Origin of the sequence: Streptomyces sp. NBC_01003 (genome assembly GCF_045162695.1) — a bacterium.
Taxonomy (GTDB): domain Bacteria; phylum Actinomycetota; class Actinomycetes; order Streptomycetales; family Streptomycetaceae; genus Streptomyces.
The window spans coordinates 9,713,739-9,736,643 of the sequence record NZ_CP108707.1 but is presented as its reverse complement, the minus strand read 5'-3'; the positions used below and the strand labels follow the sequence as shown (position 1 = coordinate 9,736,643).

The 22,905-nt window shown below is 70.4% G+C and carries 21 protein-coding genes and 3 pseudogenes; 12 read left to right on the top strand and 12 right to left on the bottom strand.

The features are described from left to right. Positions 1-115 precede the first annotated feature (115 nt). From OG698_RS44810 to OG698_RS44795, 4 genes are all read right to left on the bottom strand, one after another. Positions 116-2,350: a right-handed parallel beta-helix repeat-containing protein gene (locus OG698_RS44810; protein ID WP_406109928.1), complete on the bottom strand. Its 2,235-nt coding sequence runs from the start codon at positions 2,348-2,350 to the stop codon at positions 116-118. Between the two features lie 44 nt (positions 2,351-2,394). Next, positions 2,395-5,148 carry a family 20 glycosylhydrolase gene (locus tag OG698_RS44805; RefSeq protein ID WP_406111637.1) on the bottom strand — a complete coding sequence of 918 codons (2,754 nt, stop codon included), beginning with the start codon at positions 5,146-5,148 and terminating at the stop codon, positions 2,395-2,397. Between the two features lie 467 nt (positions 5,149-5,615). Beyond that, positions 5,616-5,849 carry a replication-relaxation family protein gene (locus OG698_RS44800; RefSeq protein WP_406109926.1) on the bottom strand — a complete coding sequence of 78 codons (234 nt, stop codon included), beginning with the start codon at positions 5,847-5,849 and terminating at the stop codon, positions 5,616-5,618. Between the two features lie 174 nt (positions 5,850-6,023). Next, positions 6,024-6,905: a universal stress protein gene (locus tag OG698_RS44795; RefSeq protein WP_406109924.1), complete on the bottom strand. Its 882-nt coding sequence runs from the start codon at positions 6,903-6,905 to the stop codon at positions 6,024-6,026. Between the two features lie 706 nt (positions 6,906-7,611). On the opposite strand from OG698_RS44795, the gene OG698_RS44790 reads away from it, so the two are divergent. Then, the gene (locus tag OG698_RS44790) at positions 7,612-8,043 is read left to right on the top strand and encodes a hypothetical protein (protein WP_406109922.1); all 432 of its coding nucleotides are present in this window, start codon (positions 7,612-7,614) and stop codon (positions 8,041-8,043) included. Between the two features lie 437 nt (positions 8,044-8,480). On the opposite strand, the pseudogene OG698_RS44785 reads toward OG698_RS44790, so the two are convergent. Continuing rightward, positions 8,481-9,079 (bottom strand): annotated as a pseudogene (locus OG698_RS44785) (hypothetical protein). Positions 9,080-9,162: 83 nt separating this feature from the next. Here OG698_RS44785 and ltnD point away from each other — a divergent pair. The 8 genes and pseudogenes from ltnD to OG698_RS44745 all read left to right on the top strand — a co-directional run. Then, positions 9,163-10,113 (top strand): L-threonate dehydrogenase, encoded by a 951-nt coding sequence (ltnD, locus tag OG698_RS44780; RefSeq protein WP_406109920.1) that lies wholly within the window; start codon positions 9,163-9,165, stop codon positions 10,111-10,113. Position 10,114: 1 nt separating this feature from the next. Continuing rightward, positions 10,115-11,407, top strand: coding sequence for a 3-oxo-tetronate kinase (gene otnK, locus OG698_RS44775; protein ID WP_406109918.1), 1,293 nt, complete (start codon positions 10,115-10,117; stop codon positions 11,405-11,407). Beyond that, positions 11,404-12,093 (top strand): aldolase, encoded by a 690-nt coding sequence (locus OG698_RS44770; RefSeq protein WP_406109916.1) that lies wholly within the window; start codon positions 11,404-11,406, stop codon positions 12,091-12,093. Before otnK ends, OG698_RS44770 begins: the two co-directional genes overlap by 4 nt. A gap of 59 nt (positions 12,094-12,152) precedes the next feature. Beyond that, positions 12,153-13,460, top strand: a complete 1,308-nt coding sequence (locus OG698_RS44765; RefSeq protein ID WP_406109914.1) for an MFS transporter — start codon at positions 12,153-12,155, stop codon at positions 13,458-13,460. 31 nt (positions 13,461-13,491) lie between these two features. Then, positions 13,492-14,286 carry a 2-oxo-tetronate isomerase gene (gene otnI, locus OG698_RS44760; RefSeq protein ID WP_406109912.1) on the top strand — a complete coding sequence of 265 codons (795 nt, stop codon included), beginning with the start codon at positions 13,492-13,494 and terminating at the stop codon, positions 14,284-14,286. Then, positions 14,283-15,317 carry a D-erythronate dehydrogenase gene (denD, locus tag OG698_RS44755; protein ID WP_406109910.1) on the top strand — a complete coding sequence of 345 codons (1,035 nt, stop codon included), beginning with the start codon at positions 14,283-14,285 and terminating at the stop codon, positions 15,315-15,317. Before otnI ends, denD begins: the two co-directional genes overlap by 4 nt. Before the next feature lie 5 nt (positions 15,318-15,322). Then, positions 15,323-16,084 (top strand): FadR/GntR family transcriptional regulator, encoded by a 762-nt coding sequence (locus OG698_RS44750; RefSeq protein ID WP_406109908.1) that lies wholly within the window; start codon positions 15,323-15,325, stop codon positions 16,082-16,084. 37 nt (positions 16,085-16,121) lie between these two features. Beyond that, positions 16,122-16,410, top strand: a pseudogene (locus tag OG698_RS44745) (IS110 family transposase); the annotation flags it as partial. On the opposite strand, the gene OG698_RS44740 reads toward OG698_RS44745, so the two are convergent. Both OG698_RS44740 and OG698_RS44735 read right to left on the bottom strand, forming a co-directional pair. Then, positions 16,402-16,542, bottom strand: coding sequence for a hypothetical protein (locus tag OG698_RS44740; RefSeq protein ID WP_406109906.1), 141 nt, complete (start codon positions 16,540-16,542; stop codon positions 16,402-16,404). The pseudogene OG698_RS44745 and the gene OG698_RS44740 overlap by 9 nt on opposite strands. Positions 16,543-16,763: 221 nt before the next feature. After that, complete coding sequence (locus OG698_RS44735; RefSeq protein WP_406109904.1) at positions 16,764-16,985, bottom strand: hypothetical protein; 222 nt, start codon at positions 16,983-16,985, stop codon at positions 16,764-16,766. A 672-nt stretch (positions 16,986-17,657) separates the two neighbouring features. On the opposite strand from OG698_RS44735, the gene OG698_RS44730 reads away from it, so the two are divergent. Continuing rightward, complete coding sequence (locus tag OG698_RS44730) at positions 17,658-18,638, top strand: SDR family NAD(P)-dependent oxidoreductase (RefSeq protein ID WP_406109902.1); 981 nt, start codon at positions 17,658-17,660, stop codon at positions 18,636-18,638. Positions 18,639-18,781: 143 nt separating this feature from the next. Here OG698_RS44730 and OG698_RS44725 read toward each other — a convergent pair whose 3' ends face one another. Further along, complete coding sequence (locus OG698_RS44725) at positions 18,782-19,300, bottom strand: winged helix-turn-helix transcriptional regulator (protein WP_406109900.1); 519 nt, start codon at positions 19,298-19,300, stop codon at positions 18,782-18,784. A 108-nt stretch (positions 19,301-19,408) separates the two neighbouring features. On the opposite strand from OG698_RS44725, the gene OG698_RS44720 reads away from it, so the two are divergent. Next, on the top strand, positions 19,409-20,194 hold the full coding sequence (locus tag OG698_RS44720) for an SDR family oxidoreductase (RefSeq protein ID WP_406109898.1): 786 nt from the start codon (positions 19,409-19,411) through the stop codon (positions 20,192-20,194). Positions 20,195-20,220: 26 nt separating this feature from the next. Beyond that, on the top strand, positions 20,221-20,583 hold the full coding sequence (locus OG698_RS44715; protein WP_406109896.1) for a nuclear transport factor 2 family protein: 363 nt from the start codon (positions 20,221-20,223) through the stop codon (positions 20,581-20,583). On the opposite strand, the pseudogene OG698_RS44710 reads toward OG698_RS44715, so the two are convergent. The 4 genes and pseudogenes from OG698_RS44710 to OG698_RS44695 form a co-directional block, all read right to left on the bottom strand. Next, positions 20,538-21,232: pseudogene (locus tag OG698_RS44710) on the bottom strand (transposase); the annotation flags it as partial. The gene OG698_RS44715 and the pseudogene OG698_RS44710 overlap by 46 nt on opposite strands. Before the next feature lie 126 nt (positions 21,233-21,358). Beyond that, entirely contained in the window at positions 21,359-21,871 is a 513-nt protein-coding gene (locus OG698_RS44705) for a GNAT family N-acetyltransferase (protein WP_406109894.1), read from the bottom strand. A 190-nt stretch (positions 21,872-22,061) separates the two neighbouring features. Further along, a complete protein-coding gene (locus tag OG698_RS44700; protein WP_100595344.1) occupies positions 22,062-22,283 on the bottom strand; it encodes a helix-turn-helix transcriptional regulator in 222 nt (73 codons plus the stop codon). Next, positions 22,283-22,774 (bottom strand): DUF2975 domain-containing protein, encoded by a 492-nt coding sequence (locus OG698_RS44695; RefSeq protein WP_406109892.1) that lies wholly within the window; start codon positions 22,772-22,774, stop codon positions 22,283-22,285. Before OG698_RS44695 ends, OG698_RS44700 begins: the two co-directional genes overlap by 1 nt. Between the last annotated feature and the right edge of the window lie 131 nt (positions 22,775-22,905).

Genomic DNA, 22,905 nt, shown 5'->3' with positions numbered 1-22,905 from the left:
TGTCCTCCTGGGTTTCGGCTCTGGAGCCCTGCGAGGCACGGGCGGAGATCCGGCCCTCGCCCCATGAATCGATGGATCGGCCGGCGTCCCTTTCAGGACACATTCCGGGTGCCTGTCACGACAGCACGGCCGTGACGCTGCCGGCATGCGTGGTCACCGTCACCCGAACCGGGTCGGTGGCTGACGGTGGTTCCGCGTGGAGCACACCGTTGGACAGGACGGTGATCCGTGCAGCGGGTACGCCGTCGAAGTCGACCCGGGTGCCGGGGCCGAAGCCATGGCCTGCCACCAGGACATCCCCTCCGTCCGTCGCCTTGTGGGCGTAGCCGACGCCGGGCAGCGTCGATGTCGTCAGGCGCTGCCAGCGGCCGGTCAGCCCGGCCTGTGCGACGGTGTCGGCGGGCAGGTCGGCGGCGTCGGGCGCGCTGGGGATGGCCCGGTTGCCTTCGATGCGGGTGTCCACGGGTACGGGCGGTGAGCAGTGGAACTCGCCGGTCAGGCCGGACTGGACGTTGCCGACGTAGTCGAGACGGCCGGTGGTCTGGCAGCCGCCCTGCGCCTGTTTGGCGCCCCACTCCAGGTTCCCGGTCCACTTCAACCACTGAGCCCCGGCGTCGTCGTACCAGGTGAAGTTGACGTTGCCCTGGTCGTAGGCGACATTGCCCGCCACGGTCAGGCCGTGCGCGATGCTCGCGGCCCGGTCCACCGAACCGTCGGCGGCTTTGACGGTCTGGCCCTGATGCCCCTCGACGTACACCGCACCGCCGTCCTTGAGGACCTGCATGTAACGGTGGATCAGGTTGTGGCTGATGGTGTTGCCGCTGTTGATGTTGGTGGTGTTCTCAGGGTGTGCGGCGTTGTCGACGTGGCCCTGGATGACTCCTGCGGAGATGCCGGTGTAGGGCAGGTCACGCAGTTCGTTGTGGGTGACCTGGGTGTGCTGGGTGAAGAAGAGGGTGATGCCGGCCGCGCTCGGGTAGTCGGCGCCGGTGTGGTGGATGAGGTTGTTCGCCAGGGTGTTGCCCGAGTTGATCTCACGGTCGTCGGCGCCGGCATCGGAGGGATGGGGGTCGGTGGTGCTGCCGAGGATGATGCCGTTCCCTGAGATGTCGGCGAAGGTGTTGCCTTCGACGGTGTTGTCGCGGCTGCCGTGTTCCAGGACGAGTCCGGCCGCGCCGAGGTGGGTGAAGGTGTTGCCGCGCAGGACGATGTTGTGGGCGGCGGTGAACTGCACATTGCCGGGTTGCCGGGTGAGCGCGCCGAACGGGCACGTGCCCGGTGGCGTGCCGAAGGTGCAGGTGCCCTGCGGCCGGGTGGGGTCGTCCCCGGTGAGTCGCAAGTTGTCCTGTACGTCCGCGAATCCGGCGGGGCTGCTCGGCTCCAGCCAGGTGGCGTACGCGAAGTCGAGGCCGGAGAGGGTGAGGTTGCGCACCGGTGCGTCGAGCGTGCCGACACCCTTCACCAGCGTGCTGAGACGGGGCACTTCCACGTCGAGGGAGTGGATGTCGGCACCGGCGGCGGGGATGTAGTCGAGGACGCCGCGCTCCTGGTCCACGTACCACTGCCCGGGATGCAGGAACGGATAGCCGTTCTCGATGCGGGTCGGCGCCGTGCCCGCCTTCATCGACGGCAGTGAACCCGACGCCTGGGTGAACGTCGGCCGCTTCATGACGTTGCCCCAACAGGGCTGCTGCATCAGGAGAGTTGAGACCTCCGCCGACTCGATGCGGCAGCGCGACTGCGTCCAGGGGCCGTTGCCGCCGGTGTAGACGAACTCGACCCTGCGCAGTGCGTCCGCGCCGACGGCGTTGAGCAGGTCCTGGCCCCAGGTGGCGGGTGTGGTGGTGTAGCCGCCGCTCGCCGCGGAGAGGGACAGATTCAGGTCGGCCGGGGTCACCTGGGAAATGGGCGCACGCTTGCCGTCGACGTAGACCTGACGGGTGTCGAGGCCCTTGGGCAGCGGAGTCTCCCAGATGTTCTTGTCCTTGTCGCGCAGCGTCCAGTGTGTGACCTTGAGCGCTCCGCTGAGCACCGGATGCGCACCGTGTGCCGCCGTCCATGTGACCCGGTGGGCGCCGCGGCCGGAGTCATCGGGCCCGAATTCCAGGGGCTTGTCGAGGCGATACGTCCCGTCGGCCAGTTCCACCACGACGTCGCGTGCCCGCCCCGACCGCAGCAGATGCCGCACCCGGTCCTTGGCGCCCTCCACCGAACACGGATGTCTGGACGAGCATGCGCTCCCGCCCCCGCCAGGGGCCGCGTGCAGTACGACGGCGGGCGGTTCACCGGCCGTGGCGGCGCCCGCGGGAAGCAGGACGCCCGCGAGGACGGCGGCAAGGGCCAGGGGCACAACGGTCCTTGCGCGTCTCAGACTTGGCATGAGGCGGTGACGCATCAGGAGGTCCTTTGCCGGTCGTCGATGGCGAGGGCGAACACGTGGATCAGCGGAGCCTTGGCGCCGAGAGGTCCCGACGCGGTGGGCAGTGTGACGGAGACAAGGCGCTTGGCCGGGTCGGCGTCGACGTGGACGGCGTACAACCGAGCCGGGCGGGTGGTCTGGGCTCGGCCGCTGCCGTTGACCCTTCCCGCGTCGGCGGCGATCACGGCGGCCGAACCCGTCGCGGCGCCCCAGTCGGGCACAGTCACCTCGCTGGTGGCGGTGGTGCCGTCGGCGTAGGCGAGCGTGACCTTGCCGGTGATTCCCGCGGCCGTCCCGTACGTTCCGGTGACCAGGAGACCGACACGGGCCGCGTGGCCGGTAAGCGGGATGCGCTGACCGTCGGCCACGGCGTTGTCCCGGTCGGTGGCATCCGGCGACGGCAGGACGAAGGCGAATCCATCAGCCGAGACCGTGCCGCCCCGCTCGACGCCCGCCGCCGCGAGGCCCTCGGCGGACAGGCTCGACTGCGCACCGTCGATGTCGCCGCGCTGCGGGTTGCCGTCCTGCGTGATGCCGATGTTGTCGTAGGCCTCGGTCAGGTCCCGCAGCGGCAGCGCAGACAGCGCCGAGCCCCGCACCCTTCGGCCACCCTCGCCGACGGCGAAGTCGGCCGTCGCCACGAGACGGTAGGGGCCCGCGTGCGCGGCCTCGTCGAGCGTGACGGTGAACCGCACGGTGCGGCGCTGATGCGGCGGTACGGTGACGTGCCGCGCCGGAATCACGTGAGCCAGGGCAGTGTTGTCGCGCGTGTGTTGCGCAGTCAGGCGCACCTCGACTCGGGGAAGGGCCCGGCCTGTCGTGTTCGTCACCTCGGCCTCGACGACGCTGCGGTCGCCCTGGGACAGGTCGCGCGGTGCTCTCACCGTGACGTGTACGTCCTGAGGGGCGGCGAGAACCTCCAGTTCGGCCAGGACCGGCTTCGCCTTCGCGGCGCCGACGAGGCGCACCCACCGGTAGGCGTGCGCGGTGTCCACGGGCAGCGTCTGCCAATCGCGGGTAGGCGTCCACTCCACACTCGTCAGCGTCGCGCACCCGCTGTCCGGCCCGGCGGAGCAGCCCTCGATCCTGGCTCCGACCAGCGAGGAGAGGTCGGCTGTCGAGGTACTGCGGGGCAGCAACCGCACCGCGGCCGGGCGCACCGCGCCGTGTTCCCCGAGATCGAGGCCGACGGCCGCCCCCGCGGTATCCGCGGCGAACGCGGTGGTCGGGTCGCCGTCGGCGGCGTTCGCCACACCCGCGGGCCCGTACGCCGTGGCGCTCACCGGCCGCGCGTCGGGGTCCGTGGGCTCGGCGACGCCGGGAGCGGTCCCGACGGTGTCGGCCATCGCCTCGTAGTCGAGATAGCCCGCCCTGCGCGGACTGCCCCACGCGGTGGAGGCGAGGATCTGCAGCGGACGCCGCAGATACGTCAGCGAGTACGCCTCCGGCGCCGTGTACTGGCGGTCGCCCCACTGCGCCATCTCAAGGCCCTGCACCCGGTCCGAGGTGCTCACGGCGTACGTGCGGTAGAGCGCGTCGTCGTCCGGGATGTACTGGCCGTTGGCCGTGCCCGGCATGGCCTTGGGGACGACGTACAGGCGCGAGAACTCGTTGCTCACCACGACGTCGTAGCCCTGGTCGATGAACGTCTGCTCATCGCCCAGCCACGCCTGGATGCGGATGTCCTTGTCGACGGTGACCGAGCCCGCTCCCCCGGCCTGCGGCCACCACCCCCAGATCTGCATCTTCTTGCCGTGCCGGGCGAGCAGCGCGTTGAGGTGGTTCTCGTACGCGAGGAAGACGTCCTGTGTCTTGGAATAGCCCTGCGCCTTTGCGTACGCGGCGAGTTCGGGGCACTTGTCCTGCGTGGCGGCGCGTGGTGTCTCGTCGCCTCCGAGGTGGATGACCGGTGAGTCGAAGAGGTTCACGATCTTCTCGGCGAGCCCGTCGAGCCAGGCCACGTTCTGCGGTTTGGTGATGTCGATGGTGAACCCGGGGTCGACCCGGGCGGTGTCGATGATCGCATTCATGGACGCGCAGTCCCAGCGCAGGCTCGGCCGGTACTTCGACATGGCGGTGGCGTGCGCCGGGATGTCGAACTCCGGGAGCACGGTGACGTGAAAGCGGGCCGCGTAGTCCTGCACGGCGCGGAGATCGGCGGGGGTGTACGACTGCGCCGCCGCGAGCCCCTCGTAGCCGGGCAGGTCGAGCCGGAAGAACTCCGAGTCGGTCAGGTGCCAGTGCAGGGTGTTGAACTTCGTCCACGCCAACTGACGGATCGTCTGCTTGATGGACTCCACCGACCAGTACGTGCGAGCGGTGTCGATCATGAGGCCCCGGGTCCGCTGCGCGGGGGTGTCTCGGGTGGCGCCGACCGGGAGCGAGGCATGGTCATCGGAGGTCTTCAGCATCTGCTCGACCGACTGCTCCGCATAGAAAGCACCGGCCGGGCCGTCACCGGAGAGGCGGACAGAGTCCCGGGTCACGTCGATTGCGAACCCCTCGCCGACGTTGTCCCGCGTTGTGACCTCGATGTCGCCCTTGCGCGCCGTGCCACCGGCGACGACGACCGGCAGTCGCCGGACGCCCAGTGCGGCCAGGTCGTCGGCGAACGTACGCGCGTCGGCGACCAGCCGGGAGCCGGGCGCACCGTCAACGACGATCCGGGACTGCCGGGTGAGCGTGAACTGGCCGCTTCCACCCGACCAGTTCTGCAAGGGTGGTACCACGGCGGGGGCGGCAGCGACCTCCGCAGGAGCTGCCGCGGAGGCACCGCCGGGGGCCGACAGCGCCCCGATGACCGCGAGGGCGGCCGCAGCCGCGCTTATCAACCGACTTGCCCTGCGCGGCACTTGGCCACCTCCGAGGCTCGTGGTGTAGACCACGTGAACTGGAGGGGAGGTTACTGAGTCAGCCCGGGCAGCGCCAGAGCGAAGGCAGAGAATCCTCCTCAATACCTCCGATCAATCGGACAGACCGGGCAGCGAAGGGCTGAACGGGTCGTCTCCCATCATCGAGAGCCTGGTCGACCCGCAAGGCAGCTGGACCATCAGGACGTCCCGGTCTACGGCACCGAAGTCACCGTCCACACCATCTCCGACGACATCTCGCTCCGACCATGCTCACCAGGCGTGAACGGACCCGCCCAGAAGTCGGTTGACCGCCAGGTCTGCTCCTCGGACAAGTATCGGCGAGGTCACCACCACAGGCGCCCCTGCCGGTCTCGGCGCTCGACATGCTGCTGGTAGCGGCGGATCTTGGCCACGACTCGTTCGGGCACCATCGTGGAGCGGTCGACCTCCACGGACATCAGAGGCAGCTGATGCTGGCAGGCGATGGTGACCAAGTCGGCCTGCACCGAGCCGTATTGCGCAACCGCACACCCCAGAAACCGGGACGCGAACCGGTACGCCCTGCTGGGTTGGCTCATGGCCGGCGGCTCCGCCTCCCGCGCCACCTCCTGGGGCCCGCCCGCCGCAGCGAGACTCGCGCCGTCGCCGACCCGGCACGCCACGACCCGTGCCCGCGCGCTCGTCATCCGCTCCATACCAGCCTGCCTCCGCGACACAGGCCCATGGCGATGGGCCGATTCAGGGAAAGCGCGTCACTCCTTGCCGCGGACGACCGTGACAGGGCAGTGAGCCTGTTGCAGCAGTGCCTGGCTGACCGATCCCAGGAGCAGCCCGGTGAAGCCACCCCGCCCCCTGGCCCCGACGACCACGAGCTGGGCGGTCCTGCTCGCCTCGATCAACGCCTCGTGGGTCACGCCGAGCACCAGTTCGTGCTTGACCGGGACCTGCGGATACTTCTCCTGACGACCCGCGAGTGCCTGGGCCAGCAGACGTTCCTCGTTCTCGGCGACCGCGCCCGCCTGGGGGACGTCCGCCAACTGCGGCGGAGCCAGCGGCAGGGGCACATTGTCCGGCGTCCATGCGTGCAGGGCGACGATTTCAGCACCCCTCAGCGCGGCCTCGGCGAACGCGAAATCGACCGCTTCCTCGCCGGCCCGCGACCCGTCGACGCCCAGCACGATCGGCCCCGCGGCGTCCGGTTCCCCGCGCACCACCATCACCGGACAGTGGCCGTGGGCCGTCAGGTAGACCGCCGTCGATCCCAGCAGCATCCCGACGAAGCCTCCCCTGCCCCGGGATCCGACGACCACCAGATCCGCATCACGCGACTGAACCTCCAGCACCGTCAGCGCCTCGCCGGCCACCACGTCATGGGTGATCTCCACCTGAGGTGCCACGCTGCCGGCACGATGCAGCGCCTCGGTCAGCGCGCTCTCGACCTCGTCCGGCAACACTCCCTCGGGTGGGCCGAAGGGCGCCGCGGCCGTCGGCACGGGCCCGGGCGTGATCACTGGCCAGAGGCCATACACGACTCGAAGCTCGGCACGCCGCCATCGCGCCTCTCGAGCCGCCACCTCCACCGCTGCGAGGCTGGACCGCGAGCCATCCACCCCCACGACGACCAGGTTGCGCACGGCGCCTCCCATGAATGACTCGGCCCCCTGCTCCCAGCCTGACCCCGCCGACGCGTCCCTGCCACAGGACTGGGCGGCAGCGCATGGCGCCCACTGCCCGAACTGGTGAATACGCGAGGGCGTCCGCGTCGCCCGGAGCAGCAGCCACGAGACCGCAGCCGGAATCGCCACGCGTGCGACAGGGCTGAGGCCGTGTGTGGATGACAAGGGCATGGGGCGGGCCTGCATCCGCTCGCCATCACGGCAGGTGGGCGCGGGATCGTCCTCGCCTACGTAGATCCAGATACCGGAGCGCTGACGGTGACGGGCGTCGTCGGCGCCGTCGCCGTCGCCGTCGCCGACCCGTCGTATCTCGCCGTCCGTCGCCCGCCGAGCGCCCCCGCTCCACGCCGTATCCGAAATGGCCCGGAAACCACCCGGAACCACGTCATCACCACGCGTCACCTGGCAAGGGCCAAGGCAAGCGCCTCCGTCGTCACGGTCGACCACATATTCGCCGAGGTCGAAGAGCCCGAACCGGCCACGCCTGCCTTGGCCGCTTCCGGCTCCCGCCCGCGGCCGAGCACCGGCGGTAGGAGCCCGAGGTCCCCGCATGGCGGCTTGCAGTCGCGACGGCGCAGGACTGAGGCGAAGATGGCACGGGAGCGCGGCCGGCCTCGCACGGGCGGTGTCCGTCAGTCGCCGCGCCGGACAGGAAGGCCACGGCATGGCAGCAACGCCCAACAAGGTGCCGCGAGGACCGGAGAGCCCCGCCGGCAGCGAAACGATCACCGGAGCGACCTTGTTCGCCGTGGTGACCCTGTTGGTGAGCGGGCCGCTCAGCATTCTGCTGGGCGCATCCGGCATCGCAGGCGATACCGTGTTCGCTGCGTCTCGGTACACCTACCGGTTTGATCTGACCGCGTGGGGCTGGATTCATCTTGTGATCGGCGTGGCCCTCGTCGTCGCCGGCCTAGGGGTTGCGGCCGGCAAGACCTGGGGGCGCGGGGCCGGCATCGCCGCGGCGGCGATCAGCCTGATCACCCAATTCATGTTCATTCCGTACTACCCCGCTTGGTCCATCACCGTCATGGCCCTCGATCTCCTCATCGTGTGGTCGCTGACCAGGTTCTCTCCCACGACCAGCGCCGGTCGGTGAACCCAGGCGGAGGCATGCCGGGCAGGCCCGGGGCGAGTGATGGTGTGTCGGCGTTGTCCGGGCCATCCGGCATGTGACCGATGGGGCACGATGGCGGTTGGAGGGCACAGCCGCCGTTCGGTCCAGCGGCGGCTCGGGGTGACCTGCCCGACACCGGAGGAACCGTTCACCGGTCAGTTGCAGAACCGGCTCCTCGACACCCCGTCCACGTCCCCGACAACCCGTCCAGAATCTCCGTCTGCCGTGCCGCCGGCATGCCCGGGTACGCCGGCACGTCCGCCCTCTGGAATCCGACGAACGTGTTCAGCAGCGTGTCGCCGACGAGCGCGTCCGGACAGCCACCCCCGGCGCGGACCGCGGGCGTGGGCTGCCAGGCGCAGGGCGCAGGGCGCAGGGCGCAGCCCAACAGGCCCGTCAGCCACAGCACTTCAGCCGGCTCAGCTGCCCGTCCCGCCCGCCTCACAGGACCTGTGGCCGCCGGTAGAGGGCGGTACGTCCGGCGTGAGGTTGCGGTCGAAGAAGCCGAACGGCTTGAGTGTGAAGCCCGTGTGGTCGACCGGCATGATCGGCCAGTCCCCGGGGCGCGGCGCGTGGGTGAGGCCGGAGTGTGCCACACGGTGCGGGTCCAGCCGTCGATGTCGCGGTCCGCGGCGGTGTAGGCGGGCAGGCCCGCGCCGCCGGGGTGCTGGTTGACGAAGTCGCCGGCCGGATAGCGCTCGGCGGGGTCGGAGCGGGTGACCCACAGGTGCTTCGTGGCGAAGGCGGCGTCCACCGTGGCGCCGCTGCTGCTCGCGATCGGCGGTGGTGGTGGGCGCAGCTGCACGGCCTTGTTCGTCGCGGGCTCCCTTGCCGCGCTGATCGGCCCCGTCAGCCTTGTGTTCGTACCGGGGGGGTGCGCTGACGGCACGGCCCGCCTGCGGCGGCCGCCCCGTCTATCGCCCACGCCGCCCCTGCCGGTGCCGAACCTGGTATCAGCAGGGGCGGCGCCCTGGGTGTGACCGGCATCACTCTGTACTCCGCGATGTCCGCAGGTCATCATATGACCCGATCGCTGCTTGCGACTGGAGCAGCACAACGACACACGTACGAGTCGACGAGTCAACGATGACGAGGGCGGACATGAACGACCAGCAGCGGCCGGCGCGGCCGCGCGTGGGTGTGGTGGGGCTCGGGGCCATGGGCCTGGGCATGGCCCGCAGCCTGCGCACCGCCGGACACCACGTGGGGGTCCACGACCTGCGGCCGGAGGTTGCCGCCGGGTTCGCCCGGGACGGCGGGACGGCGTTCGCGTCGCCCGCCGAGCTGGCGGCCGAGGTGGACGTCCTGATCGGCGTCGTGGTCAACGCGGCGCAGGTCGAGTCGGTCCTCTTCGGCGCCGGAGCGGCGGCCGAGCGGCTGCGCCCCGGATCCGTCTACGTGATGTGCTCCACGGTCGACCCGGACTGGTCGGCCGAACTGGAGCGCCGCCTGGGCGAGTTGGGCGTGCTCTACCTGGACGCGCCCATCTCCGGCGGGGCCGTCCGCGCGGCCGCCGGTGAGCTGACGATGATGACGTCGGGTTCCGTCGCGGCGTACGCCGTCGCCGACCCGGCACTCGAAGCCATGAGCGCCACCGTGTACCGTCTCGGCGACCACGCCGGTCTTGGCTCGAAGGTCAAGATCGTGAATCAGCTGCTCGCGGGCGTGCACATCGCCGCGGCGGCCGAGGCGATGGCTCTGGGGATCAAGGCCGGCGTTCCGGCCGAGGCGCTCTACGAGGTCATCACGCACAGCGCCGGCAACTCATGGATGTTCGAAAACCGTATGGCACATGTGCTGGCGGGCGACTACACGCCGCTGTCCGCCGTCGACATCTTCGTCAAGGACCTGGGGCTCGTCCTGGATTCGGCCCGACCGCAGAAGTTCCCGCTGCCGCTGTCCGCCACCGCCCACCAGATGTTCCTGCAGGCCTCCGCCTCCGGGCTCGGCGGTGAGGACGACAGCGCGGTCATCAAGATCTTCCCCGGCATCGACCTGCCGCAGCCCGCGAACCAGCCCCAGCCGACCAACCAGCCCAAGAAGGAGGACTGACGTGAGCGTCCGCCTCGGGTGCATCGCCGACGACTTCACCGGCGCCACCGACCTGGCCAACAACCTGGTGCGCGCGGGCATGCGCGTACTCCAGCTGATCGACGTTCCGGCCGAAGGCACCGACCCCACGACTGATCCCACGGTCGACGCGGACGCGGTGGTCATCGCCCTCAAGTCGCGTACGGTCCCGGCGGCCGAGGCTGTCGAGGCGTCCCTTCGCGCCCTGGAATGGCTGCGCGCCGCGGGCGCCGAGCAGATCTACTTCAAGTACTGCTCCACCTTCGACTCGACGCCGGCCGGCAACATCGGCCAGGTCACCGAGGCCCTGATGGACGCCCTCGGCACCGACTTCACCGTCGCGACGCCCGCGTTCCCCGACAACGGTCGCACCGTCTTCAAGGGCCACCTCTTCGTCGGCGACGTCCTGCTCGGCGAGTCCGGCATGCGCCACCACCCGCTCACGCCGATGACCGACTCCAACCTGGTGTCCGTGCTCGACGCGCAGACGACGCGGCCGGTCGGCCTCATCGACCACAAGGTGGTGGCGGAAGGCGCTGACGCGGTCCGGGCCCGGATCACGCAACTGCGGGCGGACGGGGTCGGCGCCGCGATCGTCGACGCCGTGTCCAACGACGATCTCCTACGGCTCGGTGCGGCGGTCAAGGAGCTGCCGCTGGTGACCGCCGGTTCAGGCTTGGCGATCGGGCTGCCCGCGAACTGGGGGTTCGAACCGTCCCCGGCCGCCGCCCAGCTGCCCCCTGCCTCCGGCCGGCAGGCCGTCGTCGCCGGTTCGGTGTCCGCCGCCACGAACGGCCAGGTACGGGAGTTCCTCAGCACCGGCCGCCCCGCGTTCAGCGTCGACCCCCTTCGGATCGCCGCCGGCGAGGACGTCGCCGCCGAGGCGCTCGCCTTCGCCGACAAGCACCTCGCCGACGGGCCCGTGCTCGTCTACTCGACCGAGTCGCCGGACACGGTCCGCTCCGTCCAGGGTCGGCTCGGCGCCGCCGAGGCGGGTGAGCTGGTCGAGCAGACGCTCGCCCGCGTCGCCCAGGGACTCATCCAGCGCGGCGTACGACAGCTCGTGGTCGCGGGCGGCGAGACCTCCGGCGCCGTCGTGCAGGCGCTCGGCCTCACGGGCCTGCGCATCGGCGGGCAGATCGACCCGGGTGTGCCGTGGTGCGCGGCGCCGCTGCCCGGTGGCGACACCCTCCACATCACGCTCAAGTCGGGCAACTTCGGCGGCCCGGACTTCTTCACCGCAGCCTTCGCCCGCCTGAACGAGGAGTCCAAGTGACTCAGGGCCTCAAGACACAGGACCTCAAGGCGGCTGCCGCCCGCGCCGAGATCGTCCGCGTCGGCACCAGCCTGTTCGGCCGCGGCTACGTCCACGCCAGCGCCGGCAACATCAGCGCGAAGCTCGACGACGGCCACGGCCACCTGATCACGCCGACCGATGCGGCCCTCGGCTTCCTCGACGCCGACCGGCTCGCGCAGGTCGACGCTGCCGGCGAGCAGCTCGCGGGCGACCGCGCCAGCAAGACGCTCACACTGCACCGGCGCATCTACGCGGCCGACCCCACGGCCCGGTTCGTCATCCACACTCACTCCACGCACCTGGTCGCGCTGACGCTGGCCGGCGTGTGGCAGCAGGACGACGTGCTCCCGCCCCTCACCCCGTACTACGTGATGAAGGTGGGCCACGTCCCGCTGGTCCCGTACCACCGTCCCGGTGACCCGCGCGTCGCCGACCTGGTCACGGACCGCATCAACTCCCGTGCGGCGAACGGCACTCCGATCCGGGCCGTGCTCCTCGACCGGCTCGGCCCCGTCGTCTGGGGCCCGGACGCCGCGTCCGCACTGGCCGTACTGGAGGAGCTGGAGGAGACCGCGCGCCTCTGGCTGACGACCGACCGCAGGCCGGAGCCGCTCCCCGACGACGCCATCGCCGAACTGAGGACCGCCTTCGGCGCCTCCTGGTAGAACCCCGCCCCGTTCCCATCCGCTCGAAAAACCCTGAGCCGCACAAGGAAGTGCCCCTCATGCCTACGACCGTCCCCACGGCCGAAAGCCCCGAACTGACCCGCGAGAACGCCGTGTTCCGCAAGGTCATCCGGCGCATCGTCCCCTTCCTGATTCTCTGCTACGTCGTCTCGTACCTGGACCGGGTCAACGTCGGCTTCGCCAAGCTGCAGATGTCCGAGGACCTCGGCTTCAGCGAGGCGGCGTACGGCCTCGGCGCCGGCCTGTTCTTCATCGGCTACTTCCTGTTCGAAGTCCCCTCGAACCTGATGCTGCAGAAGGTCGGCGCCCGCACCTGGATCGCCCGGATCATGATCAGCTGGGGCGTGGTCTCGGCGCTGTTCGTCTTCGTCAACAACGAGGCGACGTTCTACGTGCTCCGGTTCCTGCTGGGCGCCGCCGAGGCCGGGTTCTACCCGGGCGTGATCCTCTACTGCACGTACTGGTTCCCGTCCGCGCGGCGGGCCCGGGTGATCGCGCTGTTCATGTCGGCCATCCCCGTGGCGGGCATCTTCGGCAACCCGCTCTCGGGCTGGATCATGGACGTCTTCGAGGGCACCGGCGGCTGGAACGGCTGGCAGTGGCTGTTCCTCATCGAGGCGCTGCCCGCCATCGCGGTCGGCGTGATGACGCTGTTCTACCTGGACAACAGTGTGCGCGACGCGAAGTGGCTGAGCGACGAGGAGAAGAGCACGATCGAGCGCGCGCTCGCCGAGGACACCAAGCACCACAGCGAGCACGGCAAGACATGGGACGCGTTCCGCGACCCCAAGGTGTGGCTCATGTGCCTCATCTACTTCTTCTTCGTGATGGGCCAGTACGCGCTCACGTTCTGGATGCCCACCTTCGTCGAGTCCACCGGCATCGAGGGCGGCTTCGCGATCGGCGCGCTCAGCGCCGTGCCGTACCTGGCCGCGCTCGTGGCGATGAACCTCTTCGGCCGTTCCGCCGACAAGCGGCGCGAGCGCCGCTGGCACCTGATCATCCCGAGCCTGATGGGCGCCGTCGGCTTCTCGCTGGCCGCGAGCTGGACCGGGTCGACCGCCCTGTCTCTGGTCGCGCTGTCGATCGCCGCCGCGGGCGTGCTGACCTGCGCGCCGCTGTTCTGGTCGCTGCCGACCGCCTTCCTCAGCGGCACCGCGGCCGCCGCCGGGCTCGCCGTCATCAACTCGGTGGGCAACCTGGCCGGCTTCGTCAGCCCGTACATGATCGGCTCGCTCAAGGACGCCACCGACTCGACGGCGGTCCCGATGTACGTCCTGGCGCTGGGCCTGATCATCGGCGCCGCGGCCGTCCTCGCCACCAAGAAGAGCGTCGTCAACCGCTGACCGAGCCTGCCTCACACCTTACGGAGTCACCATGCCGAGGTTCGCCGCGAACCTGTCCACCCTGTATCCCGAGCACGACTTCCCCGACCGCTTCGCCGCGGCCGCGGCGGACGGCTTCGAGGCCGTCGAGTACCTCTTCCCGTACGCGTACGAGGCGACCGAGCTGCGGCGCCGTCTCGACGTGCACGCCCTGCGGCAGGTGCTGTTCAACGCGCCGCCCGGCAACTGGGACGCGGGTGAACGCGGGATCGCGGCCCTGCCCGGACGCGAGATGGAGGTGCGCGACGGCGTCGAGCGGGCGTTGGAGTACGCCGCCGCGCTCGACTGCCCGCGCGTGCACGTGATGGCGGGCCTGGTCCCGCAGAGCGCCGACCCGGCGCCGTACCGCGCGACGTACCTGTCCAACCTCGCGTACGCCGCCGAGCAGGCCGCGGCGGCGGGCGTCGACATCCTGATCGAGCCGATCAACGGCCGCGACATGCCGGGCTACTTCCTCAGCCGGCAGGCCGACGCCCACGCCGTCGTCCAGGAGGTGGGAGCCCCCAACCTGAAGGTCCAGCTCGACCTGTACCACTGCCAGATCGTCGAGGGCGACCTCACCGCCACACTCCGCCGCGACCTGCCCACCGGCCGCGTCGCCCACCTTCAGATCGCGGGCGTGCCCGACCGTCACGAGCCCGATGCCGGAGAACTGAACCTCCGTCATCTCATGTCCGTCGTCGACGAGTTGGGCTTCGACGGCTGGATCGGCTGCGAGTACTTCCCCAAGGCCGGCACGAGCGAGGGTCTCGGCTGGCGACACAAGTTCCAAGGAGACAACGCATGAGGATCGTCATCACGGGTGGCTTCGGCTTCCTGGGCCGCCAGGTGGCCGAGGCCCTGCTGGAGCAGGGCACGTTCGAGGGCGCTCCCATCACCCGCCTCGTCCTCGCCGACCTCTTCGTACCGCAGGAGTCGCCGCTGGCCGCCGACCCGCTCGTGGACGTGGTCCAGGGCGACCTGACCGAGCGCCTCGGCGACCTGTTCGCGCAGCCCGTGGACGTGGTCATCCACCTCGCTGCCGCGGTCTCCGCCGAGTGCGAGGTCGACTTCGACCTCGGCATGGGCGCCAACCTGGATACGACCCGCGCCCTCCTTCAGGCGGCGCGCGCCCAGTCGGCCGCAGGTCTTCCGAAGGTACGGGTGGTCTTCGCGAGCAGCGTCGCCGTCTACGGCTCGGACCCCGCGCTGGCGCTGCCGCAGGTCGTCAGCGAGTCGACGCTGCCCACGCCGCAGTCCAGCTACGGCGTCCAGAAGCGGATCTGCGAGCAGCTGATAGCCGAGTACACCCGCCGCGGCTTCCTCGACGGCCGCGTCACCCGCCTGATGACGGTCTCGGTGCGCCCCGGCAAGCCGAACGCAGCAGCCTCCGGTTTCCTGTCCGGCATCGTCCGCGAGCCGCTGGCCGGCCTCGAGGCGATCTGCCCGGTCAGCCCGGACCTGCGGGTCGCCCTCGCCTCCCCCCGCCGCACGGTCGAGGGCATTCTGCGCGTGGCCCAGGCCGAGCGCGGCGAGGGCCCCGGGCAGCTGTCCGGCGGCCTCCCGGTCAACCTCCCGGCCCTCACGGTCACGGTCGCCGAGATGCTCGAAACGCTGCGTCAGGTCGCCGGGAACGCCGTCGCCGACCTGGTGAAGGTCGCGCCGGACCCGGCCGTCGAGGCCATCGTCGGCTCCTGGCCGGCCGCCTTCGACAACACCCGCGCTGCCTGGCTCGGCCTTGAGCCCGACGCGGACTTCGCGGCGGTGGTCCACCAGTACGTCGCCGACCACGCGCAGGCCGTCACCGCCGCGGCGGCGAAGCCCACGCCGATAGACTGACGAGCATGTTTACCAAGGTGGACGGGCCCGTCCGGCTCGCGGACCGCGTCGCCGCGATGCTCGCGGACGAGATCGAGTCCGGGCGGCTGACCACGGGCGACAAACTGCCGACCGAGGTGGAGCTGGTCAAGCAGCTCGGCGTCAGCCGCACCGTGATCCGCGAGGCCGTGTCCCGGCTGGCCAACGCGGGCCTGGTCGAACCGCGCCAGGGGCGGGGCGTCTTCGTCCTGCCCCGGCGCACCCGGCCACTCGACCTCGAAGCCGACACCACCAGCACCACCGACACCAAGGCGAAGGTGCTGCAGATCGTCGAGGTCCGCCGCGCCATGGAGGGCGAGGCTGCCGAGCTCGCCGCCACCCGCGCCACCGCCGCCGACCACGCCCGGATGCGCCAGGCCCTCGACGCGATCGACGCGGCGGTCGCGGCCGGCGGCGACGGCGTCGACGAGGACCTGGCCTTCCACCGCTCCATCGCGGAGTCGACCGGCAACGCGGTCCTGGTCTCCACCGTCCGCTACCTCGGCGAGGTCTCCCGCAGCGGCATCCGCGTCACCCGCGCCAACGAGGCCCGCCGGGGCGACTTCTTCGACGCGGTCCGCGAGGAGCACCACGCCATCCTGGCCGCCATCGAGCAGGGCAACGCCAAAGCGGCCCGCACGGCCGCCCGCCGCCACCTCGAACACGCGGCGGCCCGGCTCCAGAAGGCGGGCCCCGAGTTCTGGAACACGGCGCAGGACCTGGGCGTGGAGCTCGACGCGACTCCGTAATTCCTTTGGGGCCCCGGCCTATTGACGTCGCCCACCTCTCGCCCGGGCGACCCGAAATTCGGGCTCATCGCTCCGCGGTGAACAGCCGTCCCGGCGGGGAATCGAGCAGCTCAAGGGGAAACAAGCAGCTCGAACGGGCTCTCTTCCTCTCCGCGTTCGCCGCCCTGGGCGACCCGGCACCTCGGGCCCACTACGACAGGAAGATCGCCCAGGGCAAGCGCCGCACCCAGGCCCTGCTCTGCATTGCCAGGCGCCGGGCCGACGTCCTCTTCGCGATGCTCCGTGACGGAGCCTTCCACGAACCCCAACCCGCCAGGTCAGGCTGAATTGCCGAGAGCCCGCCTTGCTTCGGTCCACAGCCGCTCGAACTCCTCCGCGGAGATCTCGGCTGCCTCGGGCTGGTCCTGCCAGTTGTCCATGGGACCCGCGGCGTTGTAGGTGCGGAACCAGATCGTCATGCCGCCATCCTGACGCACCACCTTGACCGAACACATAGGGGCGCCCACCCCACCCAGTCGGTGCCGTGTCCCGCCCATCGAGACGCGACGCAACGCAGTGGAAACGGGCGACGAGCGCCCCCAGCACGGACCACCGGAACGCAGGCTCGCCCTTCTCGAACTGCCCGCCATCCAACGGGAATTGGACGCCGCCTCCGATCGCCGACCGGCCCGGCCTCCTCTCACGCCGCGCCACGTGCCCCATCCCCGGGCATGCTCCGCACACGCGGGCAGCGCCCGGCAGCTGCGACCCGTTCCCGGCCGCCCAGGCCCAACTGCGCCAGCCCTCCCGCGAGTTCGCGGAAGCCGCCCATCTGGCCGTACGCGACGGCGAGGCGCTCGTGCACCTCGCGCACGAGAACGTCACCGACCGCTCCCGTCACGATCCGTCGACTGCTCGGCATGCAGCCCCCTTCTGCACAGCACGCCCCCGGGCAAAGCGATCTGGCGCACCGCCGCGCGACGCGGCTCACTCGCTCACGCGCCGATCCGACCCCTGACGGCACGAGCCGACCCGAAGCCCGGGCACGAGATCCCAAAACCGCGACTGTCCCGCAGCGTGCACCACGCCCCTCCTCCCTCCGGCCATTACCGACACGGATCGTCACCCCGCTTGCGATCCGGAACAATGCTCCGTATTCTAAATGGAGCGATGTTCCGCTTCCATTTCAGTCGGAGCCGGACGCGCCTGACCGCCTCCCATGCCGCCACACCCATGACACAGCGGCACAGGCTCCTGACGGGAAAGGCACAGGATGAACGCATCCATGTCCTTCACCGGCGCGGCCGGCCTGTCCGCCCCGTACTCTCCCGCAGCCCCGTGGTGCACTTCGTACTCGGACGAACTCTGCGCCGCCTCCTGCCTGCTCACCGGTTCCACCGCGACGACAACGCCTGGCAGGCGGCGCACGACGAACCGACCCGCGGCCCCCACGCCATCACACACGCCGAAGCCAAGTGAGCCGGCAGGCGCCGAGCGAGCCGCATGCCGACACCCACCGGGCCCGGCAGTCGACACACAGCGAGCGCATCGGCCGTCACACGCCACCAGACGACGACGGAACAGAGGACCTCTCATGACACACAATCAGCACCCCATCGGGTCGGGATTCACCGCCGCGTCGACAGCCGAAGAGGTCGCCGCCGGCATCGACCTGACCGGCAAGAACGTGATCATCACCGGCGGCCATGCCGGTCTCGGCCGCGAGGCCACCCGCGTACTGGTCAACGCCGGCGCATCCGTGACCGTGGGCTCGCGCGATCCGCAGCGCGCACAGGAAGCGCTGGCAGACATCGAGGGCGTCGAGGTCGGCCGCCTCGACCTGATGGATCCGGCCTCGATCGACGCGTTCGCCGAACGCCGACTCGGCACCCACCGCCCGCTCCACATCCTCGTCAACTGCGCGGGCCTGCCGGCTCCCGCGCAACGCGAACTGGATGCGCGCGGCTACGAGGCGCAGTTCGCGACCAACCATCTGGGCCACTTCCAGCTGACGCTTCGCCTGCTGCCCGCGCTGCGCGCCGCGCACGGCGCCCGCGTCGTCAACGTGACCTCCGGAGCCCAGCGGTTCTCCGACATCCGGTGGGACGACCTGCACTTCGCCGACGGCTACGGACCCACCGCGGCCTACGCCCAGTCCAAGACCGCCAACGTGCTCTTCGCCGTCGAGCTGGACCGCCGATGGGCCAAGGACGGGATCCGCGGCTACGCCACCCACCCGGGCGTGGTGGTCGGCACGAGCCTCAACAGCTCGGCGGGCCAGGAGGGTTTGCGGGCCATGGGGCTCATCGACGAGGCCGGTCAGCCGATCATCGACCCCGAGGTGGGAAAGAAGACCCTGCAGCAGGGTGCCGCCACCATCGTGTTCGCGGCGACCAGTCCCCTGCTGGCCGACATCGGCGGTGTCTACCTCAAGGACAGCGACATCTCACGGCTCGACGACGAGCCCAAGCCCCTCACGGCGGACAGCATCCCGTCCGAAGTCGCGTCCCACTCCATCGACCCGAAGTCCGCCCGGCGGCTCTGGGAGCTGAGCGAGCACATGCTCACCGCCTGATGCCGAATCTCCATGGCGTACGAGGCCGGTTCCGGTCGAACGGGGTGCCCGTCCGAGTGATCTTGACCGGGTGGATTCATGAGAGCGTGCGCAGAGTGGCGACGACCTTGTGGGCGTCCTGGAGGCAAGCCCCTTTCGCAGTGCTAAGTGGCGGGAGCGATGTCGGCTGGACCCGTCGGTCGGTTCGTATAGCGGTCGCGCATGGCGTCGCTGGCCGCGGGGCCTGCCGTGAAGACGTACGCGTCGCTGTCGTCGAGCCGGCGGCCGGTTCCGGCGTCGACGACCACGGGCTCGACCGGCTCTCCACTGCCGGCGTCGACGAGGATCATGCTGCGCTCCTCCGGTGCGAGGCGGGAGTTGCCCCACGCGGCCAGGGCGACGATCACGGGACGCAGGGACCGCCCCAGGGGCGTCAGTACGTACTCGTGGCGTACGGGGTTGGTCTGATAAGGCCGGCGCTCCAGCAGCCCGTCCGTGACGAGGGTCTTCAGGCGGGTGGTGAGCATGCTGGAGGAGATACCCAGGTTCTCCTGGAACTGGTCGAAGCGGGTGTAGCCGTCGAAGGCGTCATGGAGGAGTAGCAGCGTCCACCATTCGCCGACGTGCTGCACCGTCGTAGACAGCGGGCACTCCCGGTCCTCCAGCCTGATCCGGCTCGCCATCGCGGCACTCTCCCTGGTAGGTGCTAAAGTCGAAGTAACTGACTTCTATTTTAGCACTGACAGAGGGCGGCGGCGCTCGCCCGACCGCCCCCGGGAACGGAAGCCATCGTGACCACAACGCCCAGCGAATCCCTCGAAGGCCGGCGCGCTCTCGTCACCGGCGGCACCAAGGGCGCCGGAGCAGCCATCGCCCGGCGGCTCTCGCAGGCGGGGGCGACGGTCCTCGTCACCGCCCGCAGCCGCCCCGCCGACGTAGAGGAGAAGACGTTCATCGCCGCCGACCTGTCCAGCCCGGACGGCGCCGGCCACGTCGTCGCCGAGGTGGAGGCCCGGGTGGGCGGCGTCGACATCCTGGTCCACACACTCGGCGGCTCCCAGGCGCCCGCCGGAGGCTTCGCGATGCTCGGCGAGGACGACTGGGTCCGGGAGCTGAACACCAACCTGCTGGCCGCCGTCCGCCTGGACCGCGGCCTCCTGCCCGGCATGATCACGGCCGGCAAGGGCGCGGTCGTCCACCTCACCTCGATCCAGCGCCGCATGCCCCTGTGGAACGGCACCCTGGGCTACGCCGCCGCCAAGGCCGCGCTGACCACCTACAGCAAGGGCCTGGCCAACGAGGTCGCCCCCCACGGGGTGCGCGTCAACACCGTCTCACCGGGATTCATCCAGACCACCGCCGCCGACAATCTGGTCGCCCGGATCGCCGCGGAAGCCGAGATCACGCAGGGAGCGGCGCTGGACCGGCTCATGGACTCCCTCGGCGGCATCCCCCTCGGCCGCCCCAACCGGCCCGAGGAAGTCGCCGAACTCGTCGCCTTCCTCGTCTCCGACCGCGCCTCGTCCATCGTCGGCACCGAACACGTCATCGACGGCGGCACCACCCCTACCGTCTGAACCCGCCACCACTCCGAGGACCCGCCATGCACGACCACCAGACCCACACGGCGCTCACCCCCGACGCCCTGCCCGAGACGATCACCCGCTACCTCGACGCCCACCGGGCCCACGACACTGCCACCGCCCTCTCGTCCTTCACCCCCGACGCCACCGTCACCGACGACGGCACCACCTACCGGGGCACCGAGGCGATCGAGCAGTGGCTGAGCCGGTCCGCCACCGAGTTCACCTACACCATCGAACTCACCGGCACGCAGAAGACAGACGCCACCCACTACACCGCCACGCACCACCTCGAAGGCGACTTCCCCGGTGGCACCGTCGACCTGCGCTACGCATTCACCCTCCGCGACCACCTCATCGAACGCCTTCTCATCGCACCCTGATCCGACAGGTGAAGTCGGGCGACAGCGCACATGCGGCACCGGGAGCCGGCCGCCCTGACCAGGCTGCGCAGCGGGACCGGCACGGTGGAATGGCAGCGGTGATAGGCGAGTTGGCCGGTGGTGTGGCTGCGTCTGATCAGCAACTGACGGTGTCCCGGCGCAGGGTCGGCCAGGTCGATGACGGCCCCGGCGTGGTAGCGGTGGCCCTCCCCGCCCGGTCCGGCCGACAGCTTCTGCCAGGCCCCCTGGGAGCTTCGCGGCCAGCGTCCGCGCGAAATGTCCCTGCCCTGGTGGTGACTTCGGCCGAGCAGACCACCGTAGGCACGTAGCCCAGGCCGCGTTCTTCCGGGGCCGCCCACAGTTTCGGGTTGCCGCCGGAGACCTCGTCGCCGGTCTCGTCCACAACCAGCACCGCCGCCGCGTCGTCGAGATGATTGACGACGTACTCACGCACATCGTCACGCACGGCGTCGGCATCCCATGAGGCCCGGCACAGCAGGTGACACATGCCGTGCGAGGTCGTCTCACCGGCCCACTCCGCAATCGTCCAGCAGTTCTTGCGCGGCAGGTCCGACAGCAGCCCCAGCACCCAGCCCCTCACCCGGCGCCGGAGCTCCACCTGCGAGAACCGGCCGGCCATCCCGCCCATCAGGACCTCGAGCGCCTCCTGCCACCAGGCAGGGTCTCCGTTGTGACCAGCGGCCATCGCAAGATCTCAGTCTTCGCATACCGATGGTCAGCAGTGGCCGCCGCCTTCCCGCGGTCGATCCCCCAGTCAGTTCGTGCTGTGCGGCTGGAGCACCAGGTCGCGCTGATACCAGGTGCCTGGCTGACCACCGAGGTGGGCGGGGTCGGCCGGGCCGACAGGGACGAACTCGGCTTTGGTCAGCACCTTCTGGGACGCGGCGTTCTGGCGGGCCGTGGCCGCCCGCAGTGTGCGCAGCCCGTGCTGGGTCGCCGCGAGCCGGCACAGCTCCCGGACGGTCGCGGTCGCCACGCCGCGTCCGGCGACGTGCTGCGCGACCCGGTAGCCGAGTCTGGCAGTGCCGTCCTCCAAGTCGTACAGGTTGAACCTGCCGAGTACCGAGCCGTCCTCGGCGACGAGCACGTAGAAGGCGCAGATGCCGGCCTCCTGCTCGGCCAGCGAGGCCTTGTACCGGTCGGTGAACTGGTCGAAGAAGTTGTCGCCGCGGTCGGAGACCGAGGCAGCGAAGTAGGCGCGGTTCGCCAGCTCGAAGGCCAGGACCGCCGAGGCGTGGTCGGCATGCAGCCGCTGCAGCTCGGGCATTGCCCGACTTTACTCAGATGGTGCGCCAAGGTCACCCGATTTTCGTCAGCTGCGGACAGCCCCAACACCAGGGCACATAAGGCCCAGAGCAGCGGCCGCACGGTCTCGGCGTCCACGTCCATGCGGTCCACGTGCCGTGTCACGGGCCGGTGGTGCCGGGCGGGCGCATTCACGCCCGCCCCGGGGCACGTCATCCGCCCGCGGCGTCCTCGGCCTCCCATCGCAGCAGGTCCCCCGGCTGGCACTTGAGCACCTCGCACAGCGCGGCGAGCGTCGCGAAGCGCACCGCCTTGGCGCGGCCGTTCTTGAGTACCGCCAGGTTGGCGGGCGTGATCCCTACGCGCTCCGCGAGTTCGCCCACGGACATCTTCCGCCTGGCCAGCATCACGTCGATGTCGACGGCGATCGCCATCAGATCACCTCGTCCAACTCGGCCTGCATCTGCGCCGCTTCGCCGTCGCGCGCGACGGCCTGGGCGAGCAGCATCCGCAGCACGAGCACGATGAGCGCGACCCCCAGGATGGCCAGGGCAACCCCGCCCATGATGACGGTGACGCCCGGGTCGTCCCGCTGGCCCGGCGCATTGAGGACCGTGACCGCGAACCACAAAAGGGCAGCCGCCACGATCGCGCCGATCACGGCGTCCACGTACCGGAAGGCGGCGTGGGAGAACACGGTTCCGCGTCGCACCATCGTCACCAGCCGCCATACGCAGACCAGGGCGACCTGGGCCGACACCATGCCCAGGATCGTGATCACGCGTAGTGGGGTCAGCGGGAGCGACCCGTCCTCCGGGTCACTCCCGCTGACCAACACCCACACCATCGATGCCTGTACGAACACGGTGCCGGTCAGCACCACCACGAGCACGGCGCGCAGCGCACGCACTGTCAGCTTTCCCACGACCCACCCTTCCATCGAGTTACGATGAGAATCTATCGATTTTCGATAGGTGAAGCAAGGGCCGGGACGAAGGGCGGGCGGGCGCGGCTTCGCACCGCGACGAGGACGCCGCCGCCCTCCTATGGCATGGC